Source organism: Streptomyces sp. NPDC012835, from assembly GCF_042900885.1.
Lineage (GTDB): Bacteria > Actinomycetota > Actinomycetes > Streptomycetales > Streptomycetaceae > Streptomyces.
The window spans coordinates 364,635-387,361 of the sequence record NZ_JBIBBW010000006.1 but is presented as its reverse complement, the minus strand read 5'-3'; the positions used below and the strand labels follow the sequence as shown (position 1 = coordinate 387,361).

Here is a 22,727-nt window from a genome sequence, read left to right as displayed (position 1 = left end):
TCATCCGATCGTTCCGGTCACTCCGGCCGGAACGGCCGGCCTGCCCTGCCTGTCACGCCCGCACAGCCTCATCAGGTGATCCAGTGAAACCGCTGATTGGTCGTATCCCCGTCCTGGACGTACAACCGCTCGTCGATTGCGGCAGACGCCCCACGAAGGCGGTGGCCGGTGAGTCCTTCCAGGTCACCGCCGTTGTCTTCCGCGAGGGCCACGACGCCGTCGCGGCCAATGTCGTCCTCTTGGACCCCGGTGGCCGGCCGGGCCCCTGGACCCCCATGGCAGAACTCGCCCCCGGCACCGACCGCTGGGGCGCCGAGGTGACCCCCACCGAGGAAGGCCGCTGGACCTACACCGTCGAGGCGTGGAGCGATCCGGTCGCCACCTGGCGCCACGCCGCCTCCGTCAAGATCCCGGCGGACGACGACCCGAGGGACATCGCGCTGGTCCTCGCGGAGGGCGCGCAGCTCTACGACCGGGCCGCCGCCGGGGTGCCCAAGCGCGACGGCAGGGAAGCGGTGCTGGCCGCCGCCGACGCCCTGCGCGACACCTCGCTGCCCGCCCGCGCCCGGCTGGACGCGGCGCTCGCCCCCGAGGTGGACGCGGCGCTCGCCGGCCATCCGCTGCGCGACCTGGTCACCGCCTCGCGCCCGGTCCCGCTGCTGGTGGAGCGCAGACGCGCGCTGTACGGGTCGTGGTACGAGCTGTTCCCGCGCTCGGAGGGCGCCGTCGTCAAGAAGGGCGAGCCGCCGGTCAGCGGCACCTTCAGAACCGCGGCGAAGCGGCTGCCCGCCGTCGCGGCGATGGGCTTCGACGTCGTGTACCTGCCGCCGGTCCACCCCATCGGCACCACGCACCGCAAGGGCGCGAACAACAGCCTGACCCCCGGCCCCGACGATGTCGGCGTGCCCTGGGCGATCGGCTCGGCCGACGGCGGCCACGACGCGATCCACCCGGAGCTGGGCACCATCGAGGACTTCGACCACTTCGTGGAGACGGCCCGCGACCTGCGGATGGAGGTGGCGCTCGACTTCGCGCTCCAGTGCTCCCCGGACCATCCCTGGGTCACCAAGCACCCCGAGTGGTTCCACCACCGCGCGGACGGCTCGATCGCCTACGCGGAGAACCCGCCGAAGAAGTACCAGGACATCTACCCGATCGCCTTCGACAGCGATCTGCGCGGGCTGGTCCGGGAGACCACCCGGGTGCTGCGCCACTGGATGTCCCACGGGGTACGGATCTTCCGCGTGGACAATCCGCACACGAAGCCGGTGGTCTTCTGGGAGAAGGTCATCGCGAACATCAACCGCACCGATCCCGACGTGATCTTCCTGGCCGAGGCGTTCACCCGGCCCGCGATGATGCGCACGCTCGGCGCGGTCGGCTTCCAGCAGTCGTATACGTATTTCACCTGGCGGAACACCAAGCGGGAGCTGACGGAGTACCTGACGGAGCTGTCGGGCGAGTCCGCCGCGTCCATGCGGCCGAACTTCTTCGTGAACACGCCGGACATCCTGCACGCCTACCTCCAGGAGGGCGGCCGTCCGGCGTTCGAGGTGCGGGCGGTGCTGGCGGCGACGATGGCGCCGTCGTGGGGTGTGTACGCGGGATATGAACTCTGCGAGAACACCCCCGTCAGGCCCGGCAGCGAGGAGTACCTTGACTCCGAGAAGTACCAGCTGAGGCCCCGGGACTGGGAAGCGGCCGAGCGCGAGGGCCGCACCCTCGCTCCCCTGATCACCCGGCTGAACCGGATCCGACGGCGGCATCCCGCCCTCCAGCAGCTGCGTGACATCCTCTTCCACCACGCCGACAACGACGCGGTCATCGCGTACAGCAAGAGGTCGGGCACGGACATCGTTCTGGTGGTCGTCAACCTCGACCCCCACCACACCCAGGAGGCGACGGTCTCGTTGGACATGGAGCGGCTCGGCCTCTCGTGGCACGAGACCGTTCCGGTACGCGACGAGCTGACCGGCCAGACCTATCACTGGGGCAGCTCCAACTATGTGCGCCTAGAGCCGGGCGCCACGCCCGCGCACATCGTGGTGCTGCGACCGTCCCCGCCGATCGGAGGGTCACCCACATCATGATCGTCAACGAGCCCGTCCACGACACGTTCGAGGACACCCCGGTCAAGGACCGGCATCCCGACTGGTTCAAACGAGCCGTCTTCTACGAGGTCCTGGTGCGTTCGTTCCAGGACAGCAACGGCGACGGCATCGGCGACCTCAAGGGAATCACCGCCAAGCTGGACTATCTCCAGTGGCTCGGCGTCGACTGCCTCTGGCTGCCGCCCTTCTTCAAGTCGCCGCTGCGCGACGGCGGCTACGACGTGTCCGACTACACCGCCGTGCTCCCCGAATTCGGTGACCTCGCCGACTTCGTGGAGTTCGTGGACGCCGCCCACCAGCGCGGCATGCGGGTGGTCATCGACTTCGTCATGAACCACACGAGCGATCAGCACGACTGGTTCCAGGAGTCCCGCAAGGACCCCGAGGGCCCGTACGGCGACTACTACGTCTGGGCCGACGACGACAAGCAGTACCAGGACGCCCGGATCATCTTCGTCGACACGGAGACGTCCAACTGGACCTTCGACCCGGTGCGCAAGCAGTACTACTGGCACCGCTTCTTCACCCACCAGCCGGATCTCAACTACGAGAACCCGAAGGTGCAGGAGGAGATCATCTCCGCGCTGCGCTTCTGGCTGGACCTGGGCATCGACGGCTTCCGGCTGGACGCCGTGCCGTACCTCTACCAGCGCGAGAACACCAACTGCGAGAACCTTCCGGCCACGCACTCCTTCCTCAAGCGGGTACGCCAGGAGATCGACGCGCACTACCCCGACACGGTGCTGCTCGCCGAGGCCAACCAGTGGCCGGAGGACGTCGTCGACTACTTCGGCGACTTCCAGAAGGGGGGCGACGAATGCCACATGGCGTTCCACTTCCCGGTGATGCCGCGCATCTTCATGGCCGTACGGCGCGAGTCCCGCTATCCGGTCTCGGAGATCCTGGCGAAGACCCCGGCGATCCCGACCGGCTGCCAGTGGGGGATCTTCCTGCGCAACCATGACGAGCTGACCCTCGAAATGGTCACGGACGAAGAGCGCGACTACATGTACGCGGAGTACGCGAAGGACCCCCGGATGCGCGCCAACATCGGCATCCGGCGCCGGCTCGCACCGCTGCTGGACAACGACCGCAACCAGATCGAGCTGTTCACCGCGCTGCTGCTGTCGCTGCCCGGCTCCCCGATCCTCTACTACGGGGACGAGATCGGGATGGGCGACAACATCTGGCTGGGCGACCGGGACGCGGTGCGCACCCCGATGCAGTGGACGCCCGACCGCAACGCGGGCTTCTCCTCCAGCGATCCCGGCCGGCTCTATCTGCCGACGATCATGGACCCGGTCTATGGCTACCAGGTCACCAATGTGGAGGCGTCGATGGCGTCGCCGTCCTCACTGCTGCACTGGACCCGGCGGATGATCGAGATCCGCAAGCAGAACCCGGCCTTCGGACTCGGCTCGTACACCGAGCTGCCCTCCTCCAACCCGGCGGTGCTCGCGTTTCTGCGCGAGGCCCCCTCGGAGCAGGGGGACGGCGACGACCTGGTGCTGTGCGTGCACAATTTCTCCCGGTTCGCGCAGCCGACCGAGCTGGATCTGAAGACCTTCAACGGGCGTCACCCGGTGGAGCTGATCGGCGGGGTGCGGTTCCCCGCCATCGGGGAGTGGCCCTATCTGCTGACGCTGGCGGGGCACGGCTTCTACTGGTTCCGGCTCAGGAAGGACAGCGCGCCCGTGTGACGCGACGCTGATCGGCGGCCCCGTGCGCGGCGGTTTCTTCCGCACCGCACGGGGCACCCTTCTCCACATCCCGTTCGATTCCATACCTAGTTCGATCGATTCGATCAAACTCGTATCAGATTCGTACGACAAAGATCCGTACGGATCATCCTCACCCGACACGTCCCGCACAGCCGGACAGCCATCGCCGCAATCCGGGACACTCTGCGCATCCTGTGGTGTGCCCGGGGAAAGGACGCGCTGCCATGTCGAAGGCTGCATCCACCCGGATCACCCCGCGCCTTCTCGATGCTTCGCCCGCCGACCTGCCCGCCGTGTCGCCCGCTCTGTCGCCCGCCGACGCCAGGGCACTGATCGGCTCGCTCGCGCCGCTGCTCCACGACTGGCTGCCACGTCAGCGCTGGTTCGCGGGCAAGGGCCGCCCGGTCACCGGATTCCTGCCGGTCGCGGTCACGGAGCTGCTGCCGATGGCCGGGGGTGGTCCGGGGTTGCTGCATCTGCTCGTACGGGTCGAACAGCGCGGTGGCTCCGGCCCCGCGCCGTCGATCCCGCCCTCCACCGCCTCCTCGCCCCCCGCGACGGCCGGTGACTGCTACCAACTGCTGCTCGGCGTACGGAAGGCGCTGCCGCCGCACCTGGCGTCCGCGCTGATCGGCCACGCCACCCAGGGGCCGCTGACCGGCCTCACCGTCTACGAGGGCCTGCACGACCCGCTCCTTGCCGAACTGCTGCTGGAGCGGCTGCGCTCACCCGGTGGTCCGGGACCGCTGCGCTTCGACCGGGCGGACGCGATCCCGGCCGGACTCGCGGGCCGGCTGCTGGACGCCGAACAGTCGAACAGCTCCCTCGTATACGGAGACGGGGCCGCCGGAGACGGGGCCGCCGGGGGCGGGACCGCCGGGGGCGGGACCGCCGGGGACGCCTACATCCTCAAGATCCTGCGCCGGGTCTTCCCGGGGCCGCACCCGGATCTGGAGCTGCCGCTCGCGCTGGCGGCCGAGGGGTGCGAGCGGGTGCCGGCGCCGGTCGCCTGGTTCGAGGCGGCCGACCCCGCCGGCGGCGGCGACACCCTCACGCTCGGGGTGCTCCAGCCGTATCTGCGCGGTTCGCGGGACGGGTGGCAGCTGGCGCTGGCCTCGCTGGCGCGGGGCCGGGAGTTCACCGTCGAGGCCCACGCGCTGGGCCGGGCCACCGCCGAGGTGCACACCGCGCTGGCCGCGGCGCTGCCCACGGTGACCCTCGGCCGGCGCCAGACCGCGCAGTTGGCGACGGCCATGGCCGAGCGCCTGGAGGCGGCGGCCCGGGCGGTGCCCGCGCTGCTGCCGTACGCCCCCGGGCTGCGCACCGCCTTCGACGCGCTCGCCGGGCTCGACGAGGCGGGGCGCGGGCGGCCCGCGCAGCGGGTCCACGGGGATCTGCATCTGGGCCAGACCCTGCGCACCCCGGACGGCCGCTGGTCGGTGATCGACTTCGAGGGCGAGCCGGCGAGGCCGCTCGCCGAGCGCCGCCGCCCGCAGCCACCGGTCCGCGATGTCGCGGGCATGCTCAGGTCCTTCGACTACGTGGCCCGCTCGCACGAACCGTGGCGCCCCGACTGGTCGGCGCGCTGCCGGGACGCGTACTGCGACGGGTACGCGACGGCCTCGGGCACCGACCCGCGCGCGGAGCCGGAGCTGCTGCGCGCGTACGAGACGGACAAGGCGGTCTACGAGGTGCTGTACGAGGCCAGACACCGCCCCGACTGGCTCCCGGTGCCGATGGCGGCGATCCGCCGGCTGGCCGGCGGCGCCTGACCCGGCCGCCCCGGTCCCGGCCGCCGCGCCGCCCTTCCTCCCGCCGACCGGCCCGGCGCCCGAAGCGGTCGCGCTCCCCCGTCCGGCGTACCCCGTGCACGTCTCTTCCCCGCTCCCGCCCCCTGCTGCCCCACCCGTACCGACCGACCGTCCAGCCAAGCCCCGCGCCGAGGAGGCACCCCCGTGACCGCCCGCACGCCGTCCGACCGTCCGTCCGGTTCGCCGTCCCCGCCCGTGACGCCCGTCGCCGCCCGCCAGGTCCCGGCACCCGCCGCGGCCGTGGAGAAGCCCACGGGCAGAAAGGGGGCCAGGAGCCCCAAGGGAAAGAAACCCGCGCCCGGTACGGCCGAACGGGGGCAGGCACCGGCCGCCGCCACCCCTCCCCCCGCCGGACCCGTCCCCCCTGCCTCCCCCGCAGGGACCGACGCGCCCGCCGCGCCCACGGCGCCCCGGCCGCGCGAGGGGGCCGCGACCGGCGGCGGGCCCGCGCCGTCCGCGGATGGGACTCCCGCCGTGCCGCCGCTGGCCGACGGTGACCGCGAGCGGCTGCTCAGCGGCGCGCACCACGACCCGCACGGGGTGCTGGGGGCGCACCCGGTCGCGGGCGGGGTGCTCGTGCGGGTGCTGCGCCCGTACGCCCGCGCCGTCACCGTGGTCAGCGGGGGGAAGCGGACGGGGCTGGCCGACGACGGGGACGGCTTCTTCTCCGGGGTGCTGCCGCTGGACGCCGTACCCGAGTACACCCTGCTGGTCCGGTACGGCGACACCGCCGAGAACCCGGACGAGCTGGAGGTACGGGACCCGTACCGCTTTCTGCCCGCCCTCGGCGAACTCGATCTGCATCTGATCGGGGAGGGCCGGCACGAGGAGCTGTGGAAGGCCCTCGGCGCGCTGCCCATGGTCCATCAGGGCATCACCGGCACCCGCTTCACCGTCTGGGCCCCCAACGCCCGGGGCGTGCGGATCGCGGGGGACTTCAACTACTGGGACGGTACGAGCCTGCCGATGCGCTCGCTCGGCTCCACCGGGGTGTGGGAGCTGTTCGTCCCGGGGATCGGTGACGGCGCGCTCTACAAGTTCGACATCACCAGGCCCGACGGCACCCACACACTGCGCGCCGACCCGATGGCCCGGCGTACCGAGGTGCCGCCCGCGACCGCGTCGATCGTCACCGAGTCGCACCATGTGTGGCGCGACGGAGAGTGGCTCGCGCACCGCGCCGACCGGCCGGTGCACGAGGCGCCCTTCTCCGTGTACGAGGTCCATCTCGGCTCCTGGCGACCGGGCCTGACGTACCGTCAACTCGCCGCGCAACTGCCCGCTTACGTCAAGGATCTCGGCTTCACCCATGTCGAGCTGATGCCGGTCGCCGAGCATCCCTTCGGCGGCTCCTGGGGTTACCAGGTCACCGGCTTCTACGCGCCGACCTCCCGCATGGGCACCCCGGACGACTTCCGGTATCTGGTGGACGCGCTGCACCGGGCCGGTATCGGGGTGCTGGTGGACTGGGTGCCGGCGCACTTCCCGAAGGACGAGTGGGCGCTGGCCCGCTTCGACGGCCGTCCGCTCTACGAGCACGCCGACCCGCGGCGGGCGGAGCATCCCGACTGGGGCACGCTGGAGTTCGACTACGGGCGCACGGAGGTGCGCAACTTCCTGGTCGCCAACGCGGTGTACTGGTGCCAGGAGTTCCACATCGACGGGCTGCGGGTCGACGCGGTCGCCTCGATGCTCTACCTCGACTACTCGCGCGAGGAGGGCCAGTGGTCGCCCAACGAGCACGGCGGCCGGGAGAATCTGGACGCGGTGGCCTTCCTCCAGGAGATGAACGCGACCGTCTACCGGCGCTGCCCGGGCGTGGTGACCGTCGCCGAGGAGTCCACCGCCTGGAGCGGCGTCACCCGCGCCACCCACCATGTCGGGCCCGACGGCTTCGGCGGTCTGGGCTTCGGGCTGAAGTGGAACATGGGGTGGATGCACGACTCGCTGGAGTACGTCGCCAAGGAGCCGGTGCACCGCAAGTACCACCACGGCGAGATGACCTTCTCCATGGTGTACGCGTACAGCGAGAACTACGTCCTGCCGATCTCGCACGACGAGGTCGTGCACGGCAAGCGGGCGCTGGTCTCCAAGATGCCCGGCGACTGGTGGCAGCAGCGTGCGAACGAGCGGGCCTATCTCGGCTTCATGTGGGCCCATCCCGGCAAGCAACTCCTCTTCATGGGGCAGGAGTTCGCCCAGGGCGCCGAGTGGTCCGAGAGCCACGGCCCGGACTGGTGGCTGCTCGACCCGTCCTACGAGGCGGAGCCCGACCACCGAGGGGTACGGGACCTGGTCCGCGACCTCAACAGGGTCTACGGCGCGACGCCCGCGCTCTGGCAGCGCGACACCGTGCCCGAGGGGTTCGCGTGGGTGGACGGGGACGCGGGCGAGGACAACGTCTTCGCGTTCCTGCGCTTCGACGCGGCGGGCGCGCCCCTGCTGGCGGTCTCGCACTTCTCGCCGGTGGTCCGCGAGGGGTACCGGCTCGGGGTGCCGGAGGAGTGCGCGGAGTGGACCGAGGTGCTCAACACCGACGCGGCGCGCTACGGCGGCGGGGACGTGCGCAACGCGGAGCCGCTGAAGACGGAACCGGTCGGCGCGCACGGCCGCCCGGTCTCCCTGCGGCTGACCCTGCCGCCGTTGGCGACGGTCTGGCTGCGGCCCGCCTGACGCACTGACGTACCATCAGTTCAGGCGCGGTCAGCGCCGGTCGAGGCCCTGCCGGATCCGCTCCGGCGGGGCCTCGCGCACGCGAGGCCGCGGGCCGGGCGGCGGCCGGAACGAGCGGGAGTCCGGATACGGGCAGCGGTGTTCGGTCGGCGCTCAGGCGCCGGCCGTGACGGCTTTCAGTTCGGTGAGCGACTCGCGCATGAGGCGCGGGAGACCGCGCTCCTCGCCGTCGGCGATCCAGCGCTCGAACGCGACCTTGAAGACGGCGATGCCCGCCTCGGCGGCCAGGCTCGCGGCCGGGTCCGGCACTCCGCGGGCGCGCAGGGCGCCGGCCGTTCCCGCGGCCAGTGACGCGAGCTTGATCAGCTCGCGCTCCCGCAGCTCAGCGGTGGCCACGATGATGGCGTGCCGCTGCCGGGCGAAGTCGCGGCGCCCCTCGAAGAGGACGGTGACGGCCTCCAGGGCTTCGGCTATCGCGTCCATCGGCGAGGCAGCGCCGGGGGCGTCCGCGACACCGGCCACGAAGACGTCCTGAAGCGTGTCGGAACCCCCGAACAGCACTTCGCGCTTGTCGGCGAAGTGCCGGAAGAACGTCCGCTCCGTGAGCCCCGCCCGCCGGGCGATCTCGGCGACCGCCGTCCGCTCGAAACCCCGCTCGCCGTACAGCTCCATGGCCGCCTGCGCCAGCCGCCCGCGCGCGTTGGGCTCCCATCTGCTCATATGCCCGATCCTACGTGACGGCAGTCGCTGACATGGAGTGCTACGGTCGATGACAGCAACTGACATCGACTGTGCCGCGCGGCGCTCCCCTCGCGCGACGACGCGGACGGTCGGCTCACCGGGAGGTCCCTCATGCGTGTTTTCGTCACCGGAGCATCCGGCTGGATCGGCTCCGCCGTCGTTCCCGAACTGATCGGCGCGGGCCATCAGGTCGTCGGGCTCGCCCGCTCGGACGCCTCGGCGGACGCCCTCGCCGCCGCCGGGGCCGAAGTGCACCGCGGCTCGCTCGACGATCTGGACGCCCTGCGGGAGGCCGCCGCCGCCTCGGACGGTGTGATCCACCTCGCCTTCAAGCACGACATCGCGTTCACCGGGGACTTCCAGGGCGCCTCCGACGCGGACCGCCGCGCCATCGACGCCTTCGGCGAGGTGCTCGCCGGCTCCGACCGGCCGCTCGTCATCGCCTCCGGGACGCTCGGGCTCAGTCCGGGACATGTGGCGACCGAGAAGGACACCGCCGCTGCGGGCTCGCCCCGGGCCGCCAACGCCGAGGCGGCGCTCGGCCTCGCCGCCGACGGCGTGCGCTCGTCCGTCGTCCGCCTGTCGCCGACGGTCCACGGCGACGGGGACAAGGGTTTCCTCGCGAGCCTGGTCTCCATCGCCCGCGACAAGGGCGTCTCCGGGTACATCGGCGACGGCGCCAACCGCTGGACGGCGGTGCACCGCCTCGACGCCGCCACACTCTTCCGGCTGGCCGTGGAGAAGGCCCCGGCGGGGTCGGTGCTGCACGGGGTCGCGGAGGAGGGCGTACCGCTGCGCGCGATCGCCGAGGCGATCGGCCGCCACCTCGGCCTGCCGGTGGTCCCGGTCGCTCCCGAGGACGCGGCCGGGCACTTCACCTGGATGGCCGACTTCCTCGCACTCGACAGCCCGGCCTCGAACACGCTGACCCGCGAGCTGCTCGGCTGGCGGCCGACGCACCCCGGCCTCATCGCCGACCTCGACGCGGGGCATTACTTCGACGGGTCGTGACAAGCCGGTCCGCCGAACGCGCGGCGGACCGCGCGTTCGGCGACGGCGCGCGACCCGGCCTACGGCGCCAGCGACTTGAGCCGGGACGGGACCTCCGCGTCCCGTACCACCGCGAGCCTCTGGGTCGCCCGGGTCAGGGCCACGTACAGGTCGTTGGTGCCGCGCGGCGAGCCGTCCATGATGGCCTCGGGATCGACGACCACGACCGTGTCGAACTCCAGCCCCTTCGCCCGCCGGGCGTCGAGCAGGACCACCGGACGGGTGAGGTCGGGGGTGTCCCCGCCCGCAGCGTCGGGGAGTTCGGCGGCGAGGGCGGGCAGCAGCGGGGTGGGCGCGATGATCGCGAGCCGCCCCTCCCCCGGTTGGTCCGAGGCCAGTGAGGTCGCCATCTCCCCAGCCCTGCGCGCGAGTTCGGCGGTCAGAGCCGACCGTACGACGGGCCCCTCGCCCGTCGACCGCACCGAGGCGGGGGGCTCGAAGAGCGGGTCCGCCGTACGCCGCACCTCGGCCGCGACCTCCATGATCTCGGCGGGCGTACGGTAGTTGACACCGAGCCTGGTCAGCTCCCAGCGGTCCTGCACGTACGGCTCCAGGATCTGGCTCCAGGAGTCGCAACCCGCCGCGTCACCGGTCTGGGCGGGGTCACCGACCAGCGTCATGGAGCGGTTCGGGGAGCGGCGCATCAGCAACCGCCAGGCCATGGCGGACAGTTCCTGCGCCTCGTCCACCACGATATGACCGAAGGCCCAGGTGCGGTCGGCGGCGGCCCGCTCGGCCGCGGTGCGGGTGTCGGCCTCCTCATGCCGGTCGGCGAAGCGGTCGGCGTCGATGATGTCGTGGGCGGCGAGCACCTCGGACTCGTCGTCGTCCTTGTCCTCGAACTCCTGGGTACGGGAGCCGTACGACAGCTCCAGCACCCCCCGCGCGTAGTCGATCCGCTCCTGGCGCTCGCGTGCCGCCACCGCGCGGGCCGCCGAGTCGTCCTCGCCGAGGAGTTCGGCCGCCTCGTCCAGCAGCGGCACATCGGCGGGCGTCCAGTCGTCCGTACCGTCCGCGCCGGTGCGCGGACCGGCCCGGCGCACGGCGGCGGCGTCGGCGGGGGCGAGCCGGCCGGGGTCGGCCAGGAAGTCACCGACGAGCTGCCGCGGGGTGAGCGTGGGCCAGAGCGAGTCGATGGCGGCCTGCACATCGCCGCTGGTGGCGATGGACTTGCCCAGCTCGGCGATGTCGGAGGGGTCGAGGAGGTTGGGGCCGCCCAGAGGGTCGGCGCCGATCCGCTCCGTGAGCTGTTCGGTCAGCGCGTCGATGATCCGGAAGGCGAAGACCGGCCGGGCCTCATTGTGCGGCAGGCCGGTGTCCCGGGCGCGCCGGCGGGCCTCGTCCGCCGTGTCCCGGTCGAGCGTCAGCGTGCCGTGGTCCTCGTGCCGGATCTCCAGTACGGGGTCGGGCAGGGTCTGCCGGCCGCGCACCTCCTCGGCCAGCACCCGCGCCATGTCGGCCCGCCCCTTGACCTCGGCCGCCCCGGGGGTGTCCGTACCGGTGGCGACCACTCCGGGGAACAGCTCCCCGACCGTCGCCAGCAGCACCCCGCTCTCGCCGAGCGAGGGCAGCACCTCGCCGATGTAGCCCAGGAAGGCCGGGTTGGGCCCGACGATCAGCACCGCCCGGCGGGCGAGCTGCTCGCGGTGGGCGTAGAGCAGATACGCGGCCCGGTGCAGCGCGACGGCGGTCTTGCCGGTGCCGGGCCCGCCCTCGACCACCAGGACTCCCTGGTACGGGGCCCGGATGACGCGGTCCTGCTCGGCCTGGATGGTCTGCACGATGTCGCTCATCCGGCCCGTGCGCGCGGAGTTGAGCGCGGACAGCAGCACGGCGTCGGCGTCCCGGTTCTCGTGACCGGTGCGGGTGGTGTCGTCGAGATCCATGATCTCGTCGTGCAGCGCGGTGACCTCGCGCCCCCGGGTCGTGATGTGGCGCCGTCTGCGCAGCCCCATCGGAGTGTGGCCGGTGGCCAGATAGAAGGGGCGCGCCACCGGGGCCCGCCAGTCGATCAGCAGCGGGGTGCGTTCGCGGTCGTCCCGGCGCATGCCGATGCGGCCGATATGCCGGACCGCGCCCCTGCCCGTACCGTCGTCCGCCTCCGTACCGTCGGCCGCGAAATCGAGCCGGCCGAAACAGAGGCCGGATTCCACCGCGTTCAGCCGCGCCACCAGGCCGGACTGTTCCGCGACGCTGATGTCGCGCTCGACCCTGGCCTGGCGCACCGTGGTGACCTGGCCCGTCGCGGACTCGACGGCGGCCTCCGCCCGCTCCCTGAGAACATCGAGCCGCTCATGGAGAAGGGAGACGAATTGCTGCTCGTTCCGCAATTCCTCGGTTGACAATTCAGCCCCTGTTCGATACGCTGTTGCACAGAGAAGTGAATCCTTTTGACCTGATTCATTTCATGGAAACAAACAATATAGCCAGCAGCGCACCCCGGCCGTCAATTCGGTTCCGGGGTTTTTTGTGCGCGCGCGACGGCGGAGCGGTGCCGGGGCGCTTCGGTATACTCGCTGTATGCAAGCCCCGGAAGCCAGGGGCGGGTCGACTCAGGGGGGCCGTGGTGACGTCGGGCCGGGAGAAGGCGTACGCGTACCTGAAGGAGAACGTCCTCACCGACCCGGACCGTCAGGACGAATTCCTCTCCGAGCAGGAGCTGGCGGACCGCCTCGGGCTCTCCCGCACCCCCATCCGCGAGGCTCTGCTGCTGCTCGCCGCCGAGGATCTGGTGCGGCTGGTGCCCCGGCGCGGCGCGCAGATCGTCCCGCTGTCGGGGCGTGAGATCACCGAGCTGATGGAGCTGCGCGGGATCGTGGAGCGATACGCGGCGGAGCAGATCATCCCCGGCGGCCGGGCCCCCCTCGCCGAGCTGACCGAACTGCTCGACCGCCAGCGCGCCTTGAGCGGGCCCGAGCACGCCAAGGAGTTCATCGCGGTGGATCATCTGTTCCACGCGACGATGGTCGCCGCCGCGGGCAACACCCTCCTCAGCCGCCACTACGACGGCCTGCGCAGCCGGCAGATCCGGGCCGGGGTGGTCGCGCTGTACAACCAGCACGGCCGCCAGCAGTCCGTACTGACCGAGCATCAGGCGATCGTGGCGGCCATCGCGGCCGACGACCGGCAGGCCGCCCGCACCGCGATCGACACCCATCTGGAGACGACGCTCAAGGTGCTGCTCGCCGGTTAGCCCCTGCCTTCCCGGGTCGGGTCCTCCGGGTCGGGTCCCTCGGGTTCAGGCCGACGGCAGCCGGCGGTTGGCCAGGACCGGGATCGTGCGGCGGACCGAGTCGACCTCGTCCAGGTCCAGGTCGGCGAGGAGCATCCCCGGTCCGTCCGCCAGGCTCTGCCGTACCGTTCCGTCCGGTCCGACGACCGCGCTGCGGCCGATCCCGGTCGGCGCGTTCGACGTGACGGGGATACCGGAGGCCGCGGGATCGGCCTGGCCCACGGCGGCGAGCCAGAGCGTCGCGTCGAGTGCCCTGGCGCGGGTCAGCAGCTCCCACTGCTCCCGCTTGCCGGGGCCGGCGCCCCAGGAGGCGAGCAGCAGGGAGAGCCGGGCGCCCGCGTCGGCGTGGGCCCGGAAGAGTTCGGGGAACCGCACGTCGTAGCAGGTGGCGAGGCCGATGCGGGCACCGTCGACCTCGATGGTGACGATCTGCGAGCCCGGCTCCACGGAGTCCGACTCGGCATAGCCGAAGGCGTCGAAGAGGTGGATCTTGTCGTAGGCCGCTTCCACCCCGGGGCCGGTGGCGAGCAGGGTGTTGGCCACCTTTCCGGCCGGGGCCGGGGTGAACATGCCGGCCACCACGACCAGTCCGGTCTCCTCGGCGATCCGCCGGACGCCGGTCGCCCAGGGTCCGTCGAGGGGCTGTGCCAGGGGGGCCAGGGGGGTGCCGAAGCAGGCCATCGCCGCTTCGGGGAAGACGACGACGCGGGCGTCCCCGTCCGCCGCGCGGCGGGCCTTTTCCCGCAGGAGGGTGAGGTTGTGCTCGGGGTCGGGGCCGGTGGTGATCTGGCTCAGGGCGATACGCATGGGCTGGTCGGTTCCTTGTCCCACGCCGCCCATGACCGCGCCTGCGGGTGCGGCCGGGGGGCGTGACGGGTGCGGGTGACGGGTCGCGGGTAGCGGGTCCGGGTCAGGCGGTGGTGGCGGTCGACGAGGGGACGGAGGGCCGGCCCGCGGCGCCCCCGGTCCCGGTCACGTCGTCGTCCTCGCGGCCGTCCCGGCCCAGACACAGGCCGGTGACCGTCAGCACTGCGGTGACCGCGACGTACAGGGCCAGCGGGATCCACGAGTCGTAGGAGTCCAGCAGCGCGGTGAACAGCAGGGGCGCGATGGCGCCGCCCACCACACCGGCCAGGGTGTACGCGAGGGACGAGCCGGTGTAGCGCAGCCTCGGGGAGAACTGCTCGGCGATGAAGGCCGCCTGCGGCCCGTACATCAGCGAGTGGATGGCCAGCGCGACCACCACCCCGACCGCGAGCAGCGGCCAGCTCCCGCCGCTCGTCATGGGGAAGAACAGGAACGGCCACACGCCCGCCGCGACGGCCGAAACCCCGTACAGCAGGCGCCGGTTGATCCGGTCGGAGAGCGCCCCGGCGAGCGGGATGAGGAAGATCTGGAGCGAGGAGCCGATGAGTACGGCGGCCAGGGCCGAGCCGCGTGACATGCCGAGTTCGCCCGTCGCGTAGGTCAGTACGAAGACGGTGAACAGCGCGTACAGCACGTCGGGAGCGATCCGGCTGAGGATCGCGGCCACCAGCGCGCGGGGGTGCGTGGTGAAGACCTCGCGCAGCGGCGCCTCGGGCCGGGTCTTCTCGGCCTCCATCGTCTGGAAGACGGGGGTCTCCTCCAGCTTCGCGCGGATCCACAGGCCGAAGAAGACCAGCACCCCGGAGAGCAGGAACGCCACGCGCCAGCCCCAGGAGATGAACTGACTTTCCGTCAGGAGAGCGCCGAGGAGGGCCAGTACGCCGTTGGCCATGAGGTTGCCGGCCGGCGGGCCGATCTGGGCGGCCGAGGCGTAGAAGCCGCGCCTGCGCGGATCGCCGAACTCGCTGGAGAGCAGTACGGCCCCGCCCCACTCGCCGCCGACCCCGACGCCCTGCGCGAAGCGGAGGATCACCAGGGCGACGGGCGCCGCCACGCCGATCGTGGCGTACGAGGGCAGCACACCGATCAGGAGGGTGGCGACCCCGATCAGCACGAGTGTCGCGATGAGGACCTTCTTGCGGCCGATCTTGTCGCCGAGCCGGCCGAAGACGAATCCGCCCAGCGGCCGGGACACATAACCGACGGCGTATGTGGAGAAGGCCAGCAGCGTGCCGGTGGCGGGGTCCTCGGAGGGGAAGAAGACATCGCCGAAGACCAGTGCGGCGGCCACGGAGTAGATGGCGAAGTCGTACCACTCCAGGGCCGTCCCGGTCAGGCTGGCGAAGAAGGCGCGGCGGACAGCGGACGCCCCGGGCGCCCGCTTGCCCCCGTCCGGGTTCTCGTTCATGCCCGCATCCGTACCCACATCTGTGCCTGTGCTGTTCTTCACGATGTCCGTCCTTCGGGAGGCGCACTGTCGACCTTCCGGCATACTTCTTGTATACAGGTCGTATGCGCAAGTCTTTCGCGCAAAGTTAAACCGACCGTCACAGGGAGGGGGTGGGCGACTCCGCCCCCTTGCCGGTCGGTTCGGCCCTCCCCGATACCGCGACCGATGTGGAGAAACCCATGGCGCTCCTGACCTTCGAACTTCCCGACGGCTCCACCAGGTCCGTCGATGTCGTCCAGGTGCTCAACGCCGGCTACGCCGGGCGCAGCCAGGACGATGTGGCCGCGCACGTCGCCGAGTTGGCCGAGCTGGGGGTGCCCGCGCCGTCCGTGACGCCCGCGCTCTACCCGGTGTCGCCCTACCTCGCCCAGCACACGGACCGGGTCAGCGTGCAGCACGGGCGTACGTCGGGCGAGGCCGAATGGGCGCTGGTGGTGGACGGCGGGGGCGAGCTGCTGCTGACGGCCGCCTGCGACCACACCGACCGCGAGCTGGAGGTGCACGGGGTGGCGTGGAGCAAGAACGCGAGCCCGGACGTGCTGGCCCGGCGCGCCTGGCCGCTGGCCGATGTGCAGGAGCGGCTGGACGAGCTGACGCTGCGGGCCTGGGTGACCCACGACGGCGAGGAGAGCGTCATCCAGGACGGCACCCTGGCGGAGCTGCTCACCCCGGCCTACTGGGCCGAGGTGCTGCGGGAGCGCGGTGACCTGGTGCCGGGGACGGTGCTGATCTCGGGCACGATCCCGATGGCGGAGGGCGTCGACCAGTTCGCCGACCGGTGGCGGGTGGAGCTGGCCGACCCGGCCACCGGGGACACGATCGGCCTCGCCTACGACGTGGTGCGGATGCCCGTGCCGATCGGCTGATCCGGGCCTGCGGCCGGGCGCGGCCCGTACCGTCCGCCCCGCGACGGCGCCCACCGCCGATCCCGTACCGCCGGGGCGACGTGGTCGGCCGTTCCCGGTACGGCGTCACCGCGTTCCCGACTGTCGCTTCCCGATTTGTTTCCCTGTCGGTTGTTCCCTGCCGCACCGTCACCCTGGGCGCGCATTCCTGGCGGGAAACGGAAAGAGGGGCCGGCGGCACCAGCCGCCGGCCCCTCTCCCCCTGTCGCGCGATCCGTCCTCACAGGCCGATACGGACCGGCCCGCCCTTCGGATCGACGTCGCGCAGCACGTTCCACGGCACCCGGAACACCCGGCCGGGAGCCGCCGGCCACGGCACCGTCCTGCGGTTGAGCGTCCGGGCCCCCTGCCGCACCGTCACCCTGGGCGCGCGCACCAGCCGGTCCGTCCAGAGCAGCAGCCGGCCGCGCGGCGGCGCGGGGTCGCCCGCCCGCAGCAGGCCGGGGGCCACCCAGCGGAACGGGGCGTCGGCGACGATCGGTACGGCGGTCTCGTGGGCCGTGTGCCCGTCCAGCCACAGCTGTACCTGACGGGCGGCGTGCCGGCCGTCCAGCGCGGCGATATCGGCCGTGTCCACCGCGTGCAGCAGGTTCCCGGCGGCGAAGACGCCCGGGCGGCTGGTCCGCAGCGCGGTGTCGACCAGCGGCCCCTTCGTGCCCGGGTCGAGGTCGAGCCCGGCCGCGCGCACCAGTTCGTGGTCCGGGATCCAGTCGCCGGTGAGGATCAGCGTGTCGCACTCGACGGTGCGGCGCCGTCCGGTGGCGATCTCCTCGACCTCCACGGCCCGCAGCCTGCCGCGGCCGATGATCCGGGTGATCCGGGTGCCGGTCGCCACCGGCCCGTCGAGCAGGGCGCGGCCCGGCAGCCGGAAGGCCGCGTACGCGTCGGGGGTCTCGTACTCGGTGGTCATGAGCACCGTCCGGCACCCCGCCTCGCGCAGGGTGAGCACGGCCGACCAGCTGACCAGCTCCGCGCCGACGACGACGGCCCGCCGGCCGACCTCGCGGTGGTGGAGGTGGACGAGGTTCTGGAGCTGCCCCGTCGTGTACACCCCGGCGGGCCGGTCGCCGGGGATGAGCCGGGCGGAGCGCGGGCGCTCCCTGGCCCCGGTGGCGAGGATCACCGCGCGGGCGTCGACGCGCAGCAGCCCGTCCGGGGTGGTGACATCGAGCGAACGGTCGCCGGACCAGCCGGTGACGGTGGCCTCGGTACGGATGTCGGCGCCCGCGGCGAGCGCCTTGTCCACGAGCGTACGGGCGTAGGCGGGGCCGGTGACCACCCGCTTGAGGTCGCGGATTCCGTAACCGGTGTGGTCGCTGTGGCGCGGGATGCCGCCCGCGGCGGGTTCCCGGTCGAGGACCAGGACCCGGCCGGGACGCAGCCGCGGCGCGAGTTCGGCGGCGGCGGTGAGCCCGGCGGGGCCGGCGCCGACGATCACGACATCGGGCGCCAGCAGGTCGGGGGCGGACGCCTCGGCCGCCGTCACGGCCAGCTCCGCTGCGAGCGCCGCGTAGTCGGCGGGCCCGGGGGTGTACGGCGTGCTCATTCGGCTGCCTCCTGACAGGTGCCGCCCTTGGTCGCCCGACAGGTGCCGCCCTTGGTCTCGACCAGGGCGTCGACCCGGGCTCCGCAGTAGAAGCCCTGGCAGCGGCCGTTCATCGCGCGGGTGCGGCGGCGCAGCCCGTCGAGTCCGGCGGGCGGCAGCGGTGAGAGGTACGCGTCGCGGATCTCGCCCTCGGTCACCCGCTCGCAGAAGCAGACGACGCGTCCGTAGGCGCTGTCCTCGGCGATCAGCGCCGCGTCCTGGTACGGCCGGACGAACGCCTCGCCCAGGTTGGGCATGCGCGGCGGCGCGGGCAGGTCGGGGCGTGGGGCCGGCCTGAGTCCGGCCTCGGCGAGTACGCCCCGGACGTGCTCGGCGATCGCGAGCGAGGCGGTGAGCCCGGTGGACCGGATGCCGCCGACCAGCAGATAGCCCTGCTCGGGCGAGGGCTCGATCAGATAGTCGCCGTGGTCGACGGCGGCGCGCAGCCCCGCGTACGAGGCGGTCACCTCCTCCTCCAGCAGCCGCGGCATCAACCGCGCGCCCTTGTCGAGGAGGAAGGCGAAGCCGGACTCCGAAGTCCCCGTGTCCGTGCGGTCGGTGAGGTCCTCGGCGGTGGGGCCGAGCATCACGTTGCCGTAGATGGTGGGGCTGATCAGCACGCCCTTGCCGCGCGAGCTGGGCACCGGCAGGACGATCCGGTCGGCCAGCGGCCTGGCCAGCTTGTCGTAGACGAGCAGCTCGCCCCGGCGCGGGGTGACGGTGAAGCGCTCGTGGCCGAAGAGGCCGTCCAGCACATCGGCGCCCAGACCGGCCGCGTTGACGACCCAGCGGGCGGTGACCGGGCCGCGCGGGGTGCGCAGGGTGGTGACCCCGTCGCCCCGCCCGGCCCCGGCACCGGCACCGTCCACGGGCCCGGCCCCTGCCACCCGCTCGACGCCTTCCACCCGGTGGCCCAGCAGCAGCGTGGTCCCCCGCGCCGCGGCGTCGGTGGCCAGGGCGAGGGTGGTGGTCCAGGTGCAGATGATCGACTCGTCGGGGACGGTGAGGCCGCCGAGGGCGCCGGGGCCGAGGGCCGGGACCTGCCGGTAGACCTCGTCGGCGGTGACGGGCTCGCAGTGCTCGTACCCGTTGGCCACCGCCTTGTCGCGCAGCCCCGGGAGGGCGTCCAGCTCCTCCCGGGTCCAGGCGACGAGGAGCGCGCCGGTGCGCTCGACCGGGATGCCGGTGTCCTCGGCGTAGCAGGAGAGCAGGGCGTAACCCCGCCGGACCAGCCGGGATTCGAGAGTGCCGGGCTTGGCGTCGAATCCGGTGTGCAGGATGGCGGTGTTGGCCTTGCTGGTGCCGTCCCCGACGTCCTCGCGGGCGTCGAGGAGAACCACGGACAGGTCGTGTCCCGACAGGTCCCTGGCGATGGCCGCGCCCACGACCCCGGCGCCGACCACGGCCACGTCGTACACCTGCTCGTAGGCGCTCCGCGCCTGCTCGTTCACCTGCTCGTCCACCTCCTCCCGGGCGACGGGGCCGGTGGGCGGGGGATGGTCAGTCATGCGGCTCCTCCTGCGGGAGTGTGGCGTCCACCGCCGCCCGCCAGCGGGCCCGGTGGTCCTGAGCCCGGTCCTCGGACCAGAGCGGTTCGAAGGTGGTGCCGGGCGTCCACGCCGGTACCGCCTGTTCCAGGGTGAGTTCCGGCTCGATCGCGAGCCGGCCCAGGGCGGCGGCGCCCAGCGCGGTGGCGTGCTGCGAGGGGTAGACGTCCACCGGCAGCTGCGCCAGGTCGGCCTGCGCCTGCATCAGCACCCGGCTGCGGGTGAGACCGCCGTCCGCGCGCAGCCGGGTGAGCGGGGCGCCGAAGTCGGCCGCGACCAGGGCGGCGAGTTCGGCGACCTGCGCGGCGATGCCCTGGAGCACCGCCAGCACCAGGTGTTCGCGGCGGGTGGAGAGCGTCATGCCGGTGAGCGCCGCTGTGGCGTCCGGGCGCCACCAGGGCGCCGCGAGCCCGGCCAGGGCCGGGACGAAGAGCACGCCCTGCGGGTCGCTCGCGGCCGTACGGTCCAGATCGGCGGCGGTGTCCACGAAGCCGAGGTCCTGGAGCCAGCGCACCGCGGAGGCGGCCGTGTACACCTGGCCGTCCACGCAGTACGGGGTCGCGCCGCGCGCCCGCCACGCCACCGACGAGGTGAGCCCCGAGGTCGAACGCAGCGCCCGGTCACCGGTGTTGGCGAGCAGGAAGGCCCCCGTGCCGTAGGTGCACTTGGCGGCGCCCGGGGTGAGGCAGCCCTCAGCGAGCAGGGCCGCCTGCTGGTCCACCACCAGTCCGGCGACGGGCAGCACCCCGCCGAAGGCCGTGGTGGTGCCGACGATCTCGTCGCTGCCGACGATCCGGGGCAGCTCCTCGCCTTCGAGGCCGAACAGCGCCGTCAGCTCCGGGTCCCACTCGACGGTGTCGATGGCCAGCAGCAGGGAGCGGCTGGCGGTGGACGCGTCGGTGACGAAGGCTCCGGTCAGCTGCCGCACGAGCCAGGTGTCGGTGGTGGTGACCACGCCGTCGCGGGTGACGTTCGCCCGCAGCCAGGCCATCTTGGGCGCCGAGAAGTACGGGTCGAGGACCAGCCCCGTACGCTCGGCGACCCACGCCTTGTCGTCGGCGAGGGCCGTACAGAGCGGCTCCGACCTGCGGTCCTGCCAGACGATCGCCGGCGAGAGCGGCCGGCCGGTGCGGCGGTCCCAGGCGAGGACCGTCTCGCCCTGGTTGGCGAGCGCCACGGCCCGGACGGCCCTGCCGCCGGCCCGGGCGAGGGCCAGCCGGCCGGCCTCCAGGACGGAGGCCAGCAGCTGTTCGGGGTCCTGTTCGACCCCGCCGCCCGGCAGGTAGACGGGGGTGACGGGCACCTCGGCGACCGCGACCACCCCGTCCTCCGGGTCGACGACCAGGGCTTTGGTCCCCGAGGTGCCCTGGTCGATGGCGAGGACGGTCACAGCTCCTCGGCTTCCAGGCTGGGCTGGGTCAGGAGCTGCTCCTTGCGGGTGAACCAGACGACCGCGAAGAGCAGACCGCCGACGACCAGGGTGGCGAGCGCGTACTGCTGGGCGCCCCGGAAGTCCGAGGGGATCATGAAGATGCACAGCTCCGTGACGAGCCACAGCACCGCGCCGACGACCACCGGCTTCTCCCACTTGCCGAGCTGGAAGTCGTCGGCCGCGGGGGTGTACTTGCGGCGGGTGGCGATGAAGAGGGCGACCGTGCCCGCGTACAGGATGGCCGGCATCAGCGTGCCCGCGCCCAGCAGCTGCGGCAGCGCGTCCTCGTTGCCCGCGAAGACGGTGACGATCGCGATGGATGCCAGCGCGACGGTGAGGGTGGCGAAGGTCGGGCCGCCGGTGGGGCGCGGGACCTTGCTCAGGGTCTCGGCGAACGGCACGCGGCCGTCACGGGCCATGGAGTGCACGAGGCGGCTGTTGCTGACCATGATGACCAGACCGCAGGCGAAGATGGCGATGCACACGACGACGAGCATGGCGGTGGCGACGGCGCTGCCGACGGTCGACTCGATGATGGAGGCGACCGGCGCCGAGTCGGAGGTGAGCTTCGCGACGTTGTCGCCGGCGCCCGCCGTGATCACGATGAGGAAGAGCATCCCGATGCCGCCGCTGAGCAGGATCGCGCGGACCATGGCCTGCGGGACGACCTTCTTGGGGTTGTGCGTCTCCTCGGCGAGGTTGGCCGCCGACTCCCAGCCGACGAGGGTGAAGGCGCCGAGCAGCGCGGAGAGCATGAACGGGCCGAGGAATCCGTAGTACCCGTCCGCCGAGATCGTGCCGTAGGAACCGAGGTTGCTCCAGTCGCCCTTGCCGAAGAAGATCACGGCGCCCGCGATCAGGACGGTCAGGCCGATCATCGCGATGACCTCGGCGCCCACCGCCAGGTTGTTGATCTTGGTGGTGAGGGGGGTGGACCAGATGATCAGCGCCATCTGGAGGAGCAGCACGATGATGGTGCCGATGGCGCCGCCGGTCGCGGTGTACGTGATGTCGAACAGCGGGAAGAGCGCGACCTGGGTGAGTCCGTAGTCGACGGCGACCACGACGATCGCGAGGAAGGCGAACGAGACCCAGCCGAACCACCAGCCGAGCACGGGCGAGGCCAGCCGGCTGGCCCACTGGTAGCTGTAGCCGGAGATCGGGATACGGCTGGCGAGCATGCCGTACACCAGGGCGACGAGGACCGTGCCGAGGGTGACCAGCGGCCAGGTCCAGATCCCGGCGGGGCCGGCCGAGCCGAGGACGGTGCCGTAGGTGGTGAACAGGCCGGTGGTGATGGAGATGAACGAGAACGCGACCGCGAAGGACTCGAAGCGGCTGAGCGTCCGGGCGAACTGGGGCTTGTAGCCCGTGGCGAAGGTGGCGGCTCCGGCGTCGGGGGTGACAGGGCCCGCGTCGGGCGCTTCCGACACCCCCGACCCCTTTCTAGCGGGTATGTCGGACTCGGATGGCGAAACCGTCGTATTTTCCGATGGCGTGGAAGACTGGGTCACGATCGACTCCTATGCGGTGAAAGGTTGGGATTTCGATCATGGCCGGTTGGCGTTGGCGCGCCAGCCGACCACGTGTGCGCCGGGCGGA

General features: G+C 72.3%; 15 protein-coding genes. 7 read left to right on the top strand and 8 right to left on the bottom strand.

From position 1 onward, the window contains the following. Nucleotides 1-92 precede the first annotated feature (92 nt). The 4 genes from ACFY6S_RS25250 to glgB all read left to right on the top strand — a co-directional run bounded on the left by ACFY6S_RS25250 (nucleotide 93) and on the right by glgB (nucleotide 8,316). The gene (locus ACFY6S_RS25250; protein ID WP_388817827.1) at nucleotides 93-2,090 is read left to right on the top strand and encodes a maltotransferase domain-containing protein; all 1,998 of its coding nucleotides are present in this window, start codon (nucleotides 93-95) and stop codon (nucleotides 2,088-2,090) included. Further along, on the top strand, nucleotides 2,087-3,811 hold the full coding sequence (gene treS, locus ACFY6S_RS25245; protein WP_388814785.1) for a maltose alpha-D-glucosyltransferase: 1,725 nt from the start codon (nucleotides 2,087-2,089) through the stop codon (nucleotides 3,809-3,811). Before ACFY6S_RS25250 ends, treS begins: the two co-directional genes overlap by 4 nt. 245 nt (nucleotides 3,812-4,056) lie before the next feature. After that, the gene (locus ACFY6S_RS25240; protein ID WP_388814787.1) at nucleotides 4,057-5,604 is read left to right on the top strand and encodes a phosphotransferase; all 1,548 of its coding nucleotides are present in this window, start codon (nucleotides 4,057-4,059) and stop codon (nucleotides 5,602-5,604) included. A gap of 183 nt (nucleotides 5,605-5,787) precedes the next feature. Further along, complete coding sequence (glgB, locus tag ACFY6S_RS25235) at nucleotides 5,788-8,316, top strand: 1,4-alpha-glucan branching enzyme (RefSeq protein WP_388814789.1); 2,529 nt, start codon at nucleotides 5,788-5,790, stop codon at nucleotides 8,314-8,316. Between the two features lie 153 nt (nucleotides 8,317-8,469). Here the strand turns inward: glgB and ACFY6S_RS25230 are convergent, their stop codons facing one another. Further along, nucleotides 8,470-9,036, bottom strand: a complete 567-nt coding sequence (locus ACFY6S_RS25230) for a TetR family transcriptional regulator (RefSeq protein WP_388814791.1) — start codon at nucleotides 9,034-9,036, stop codon at nucleotides 8,470-8,472. Nucleotides 9,037-9,168: 132 nt separating this feature from the next. Here ACFY6S_RS25230 and ACFY6S_RS25225 point away from each other — a divergent pair, with 132 nt between their 5' ends. Continuing rightward, nucleotides 9,169-10,068, top strand: coding sequence for an SDR family oxidoreductase (locus ACFY6S_RS25225; protein WP_388814793.1), 900 nt, complete (start codon nucleotides 9,169-9,171; stop codon nucleotides 10,066-10,068). A 59-nt stretch (nucleotides 10,069-10,127) separates the two neighbouring features. Here the strand turns inward: ACFY6S_RS25225 and ACFY6S_RS25220 are convergent, their stop codons facing one another. Further along, nucleotides 10,128-12,452: a HelD family protein gene (locus tag ACFY6S_RS25220; RefSeq protein WP_388814795.1), complete on the bottom strand. Its 2,325-nt coding sequence runs from the start codon at nucleotides 12,450-12,452 to the stop codon at nucleotides 10,128-10,130. 221 nt (nucleotides 12,453-12,673) lie between these two features. Here ACFY6S_RS25220 and ACFY6S_RS25215 point away from each other — a divergent pair, with 221 nt between their 5' ends. After that, complete coding sequence (locus ACFY6S_RS25215; protein ID WP_388814796.1) at nucleotides 12,674-13,300, top strand: GntR family transcriptional regulator; 627 nt, start codon at nucleotides 12,674-12,676, stop codon at nucleotides 13,298-13,300. 45 nt (nucleotides 13,301-13,345) lie between these two features. On the opposite strand, the gene ACFY6S_RS25210 is transcribed toward ACFY6S_RS25215, so the two are convergent. Together ACFY6S_RS25210 and ACFY6S_RS25205 are read right to left on the bottom strand one after the other, a co-directional pair. Continuing rightward, on the bottom strand, nucleotides 13,346-14,146 hold the full coding sequence (locus tag ACFY6S_RS25210; RefSeq protein ID WP_388814798.1) for a carbon-nitrogen hydrolase family protein: 801 nt from the start codon (nucleotides 14,144-14,146) through the stop codon (nucleotides 13,346-13,348). 103 nt (nucleotides 14,147-14,249) lie between these two features. Then, a complete protein-coding gene (locus ACFY6S_RS25205) occupies nucleotides 14,250-15,614 on the bottom strand; it encodes an MFS transporter (RefSeq protein ID WP_388817830.1) in 1,365 nt (454 codons plus the stop codon). A 221-nt stretch (nucleotides 15,615-15,835) separates the two neighbouring features. Here ACFY6S_RS25205 and ACFY6S_RS25200 point away from each other — a divergent pair, with 221 nt between their 5' ends. Then, nucleotides 15,836-16,522 (top strand): DUF2848 domain-containing protein, encoded by a 687-nt coding sequence (locus tag ACFY6S_RS25200; protein WP_388814800.1) that lies wholly within the window; start codon nucleotides 15,836-15,838, stop codon nucleotides 16,520-16,522. A gap of 259 nt (nucleotides 16,523-16,781) precedes the next feature. On the opposite strand, the gene ACFY6S_RS25195 is transcribed toward ACFY6S_RS25200, so the two are convergent. The 4 genes from ACFY6S_RS25195 to ACFY6S_RS25180 are packed head-to-tail and all read right to left on the bottom strand — an operon-like array spanning nucleotide 16,782 to nucleotide 22,558. Then, nucleotides 16,782-18,107, bottom strand: coding sequence for an NAD(P)/FAD-dependent oxidoreductase (locus ACFY6S_RS25195; RefSeq protein ID WP_388814802.1), 1,326 nt, complete (start codon nucleotides 18,105-18,107; stop codon nucleotides 16,782-16,784). Next, nucleotides 18,104-19,654, bottom strand: a complete 1,551-nt coding sequence (locus ACFY6S_RS25190) for an NAD(P)/FAD-dependent oxidoreductase (RefSeq protein WP_388814804.1) — start codon at nucleotides 19,652-19,654, stop codon at nucleotides 18,104-18,106. Before ACFY6S_RS25190 ends, ACFY6S_RS25195 begins: the two co-directional genes overlap by 4 nt. Further along, nucleotides 19,647-21,083: an FGGY family carbohydrate kinase gene (locus ACFY6S_RS25185; protein ID WP_388814806.1), complete on the bottom strand. Its 1,437-nt coding sequence runs from the start codon at nucleotides 21,081-21,083 to the stop codon at nucleotides 19,647-19,649. Before ACFY6S_RS25185 ends, ACFY6S_RS25190 begins: the two co-directional genes overlap by 8 nt. After that, nucleotides 21,080-22,558: an amino acid permease gene (locus ACFY6S_RS25180; protein ID WP_388814808.1), complete on the bottom strand. Its 1,479-nt coding sequence runs from the start codon at nucleotides 22,556-22,558 to the stop codon at nucleotides 21,080-21,082. Before ACFY6S_RS25180 ends, ACFY6S_RS25185 begins: the two co-directional genes overlap by 4 nt. Nucleotides 22,559-22,727 lie beyond the last annotated feature (169 nt).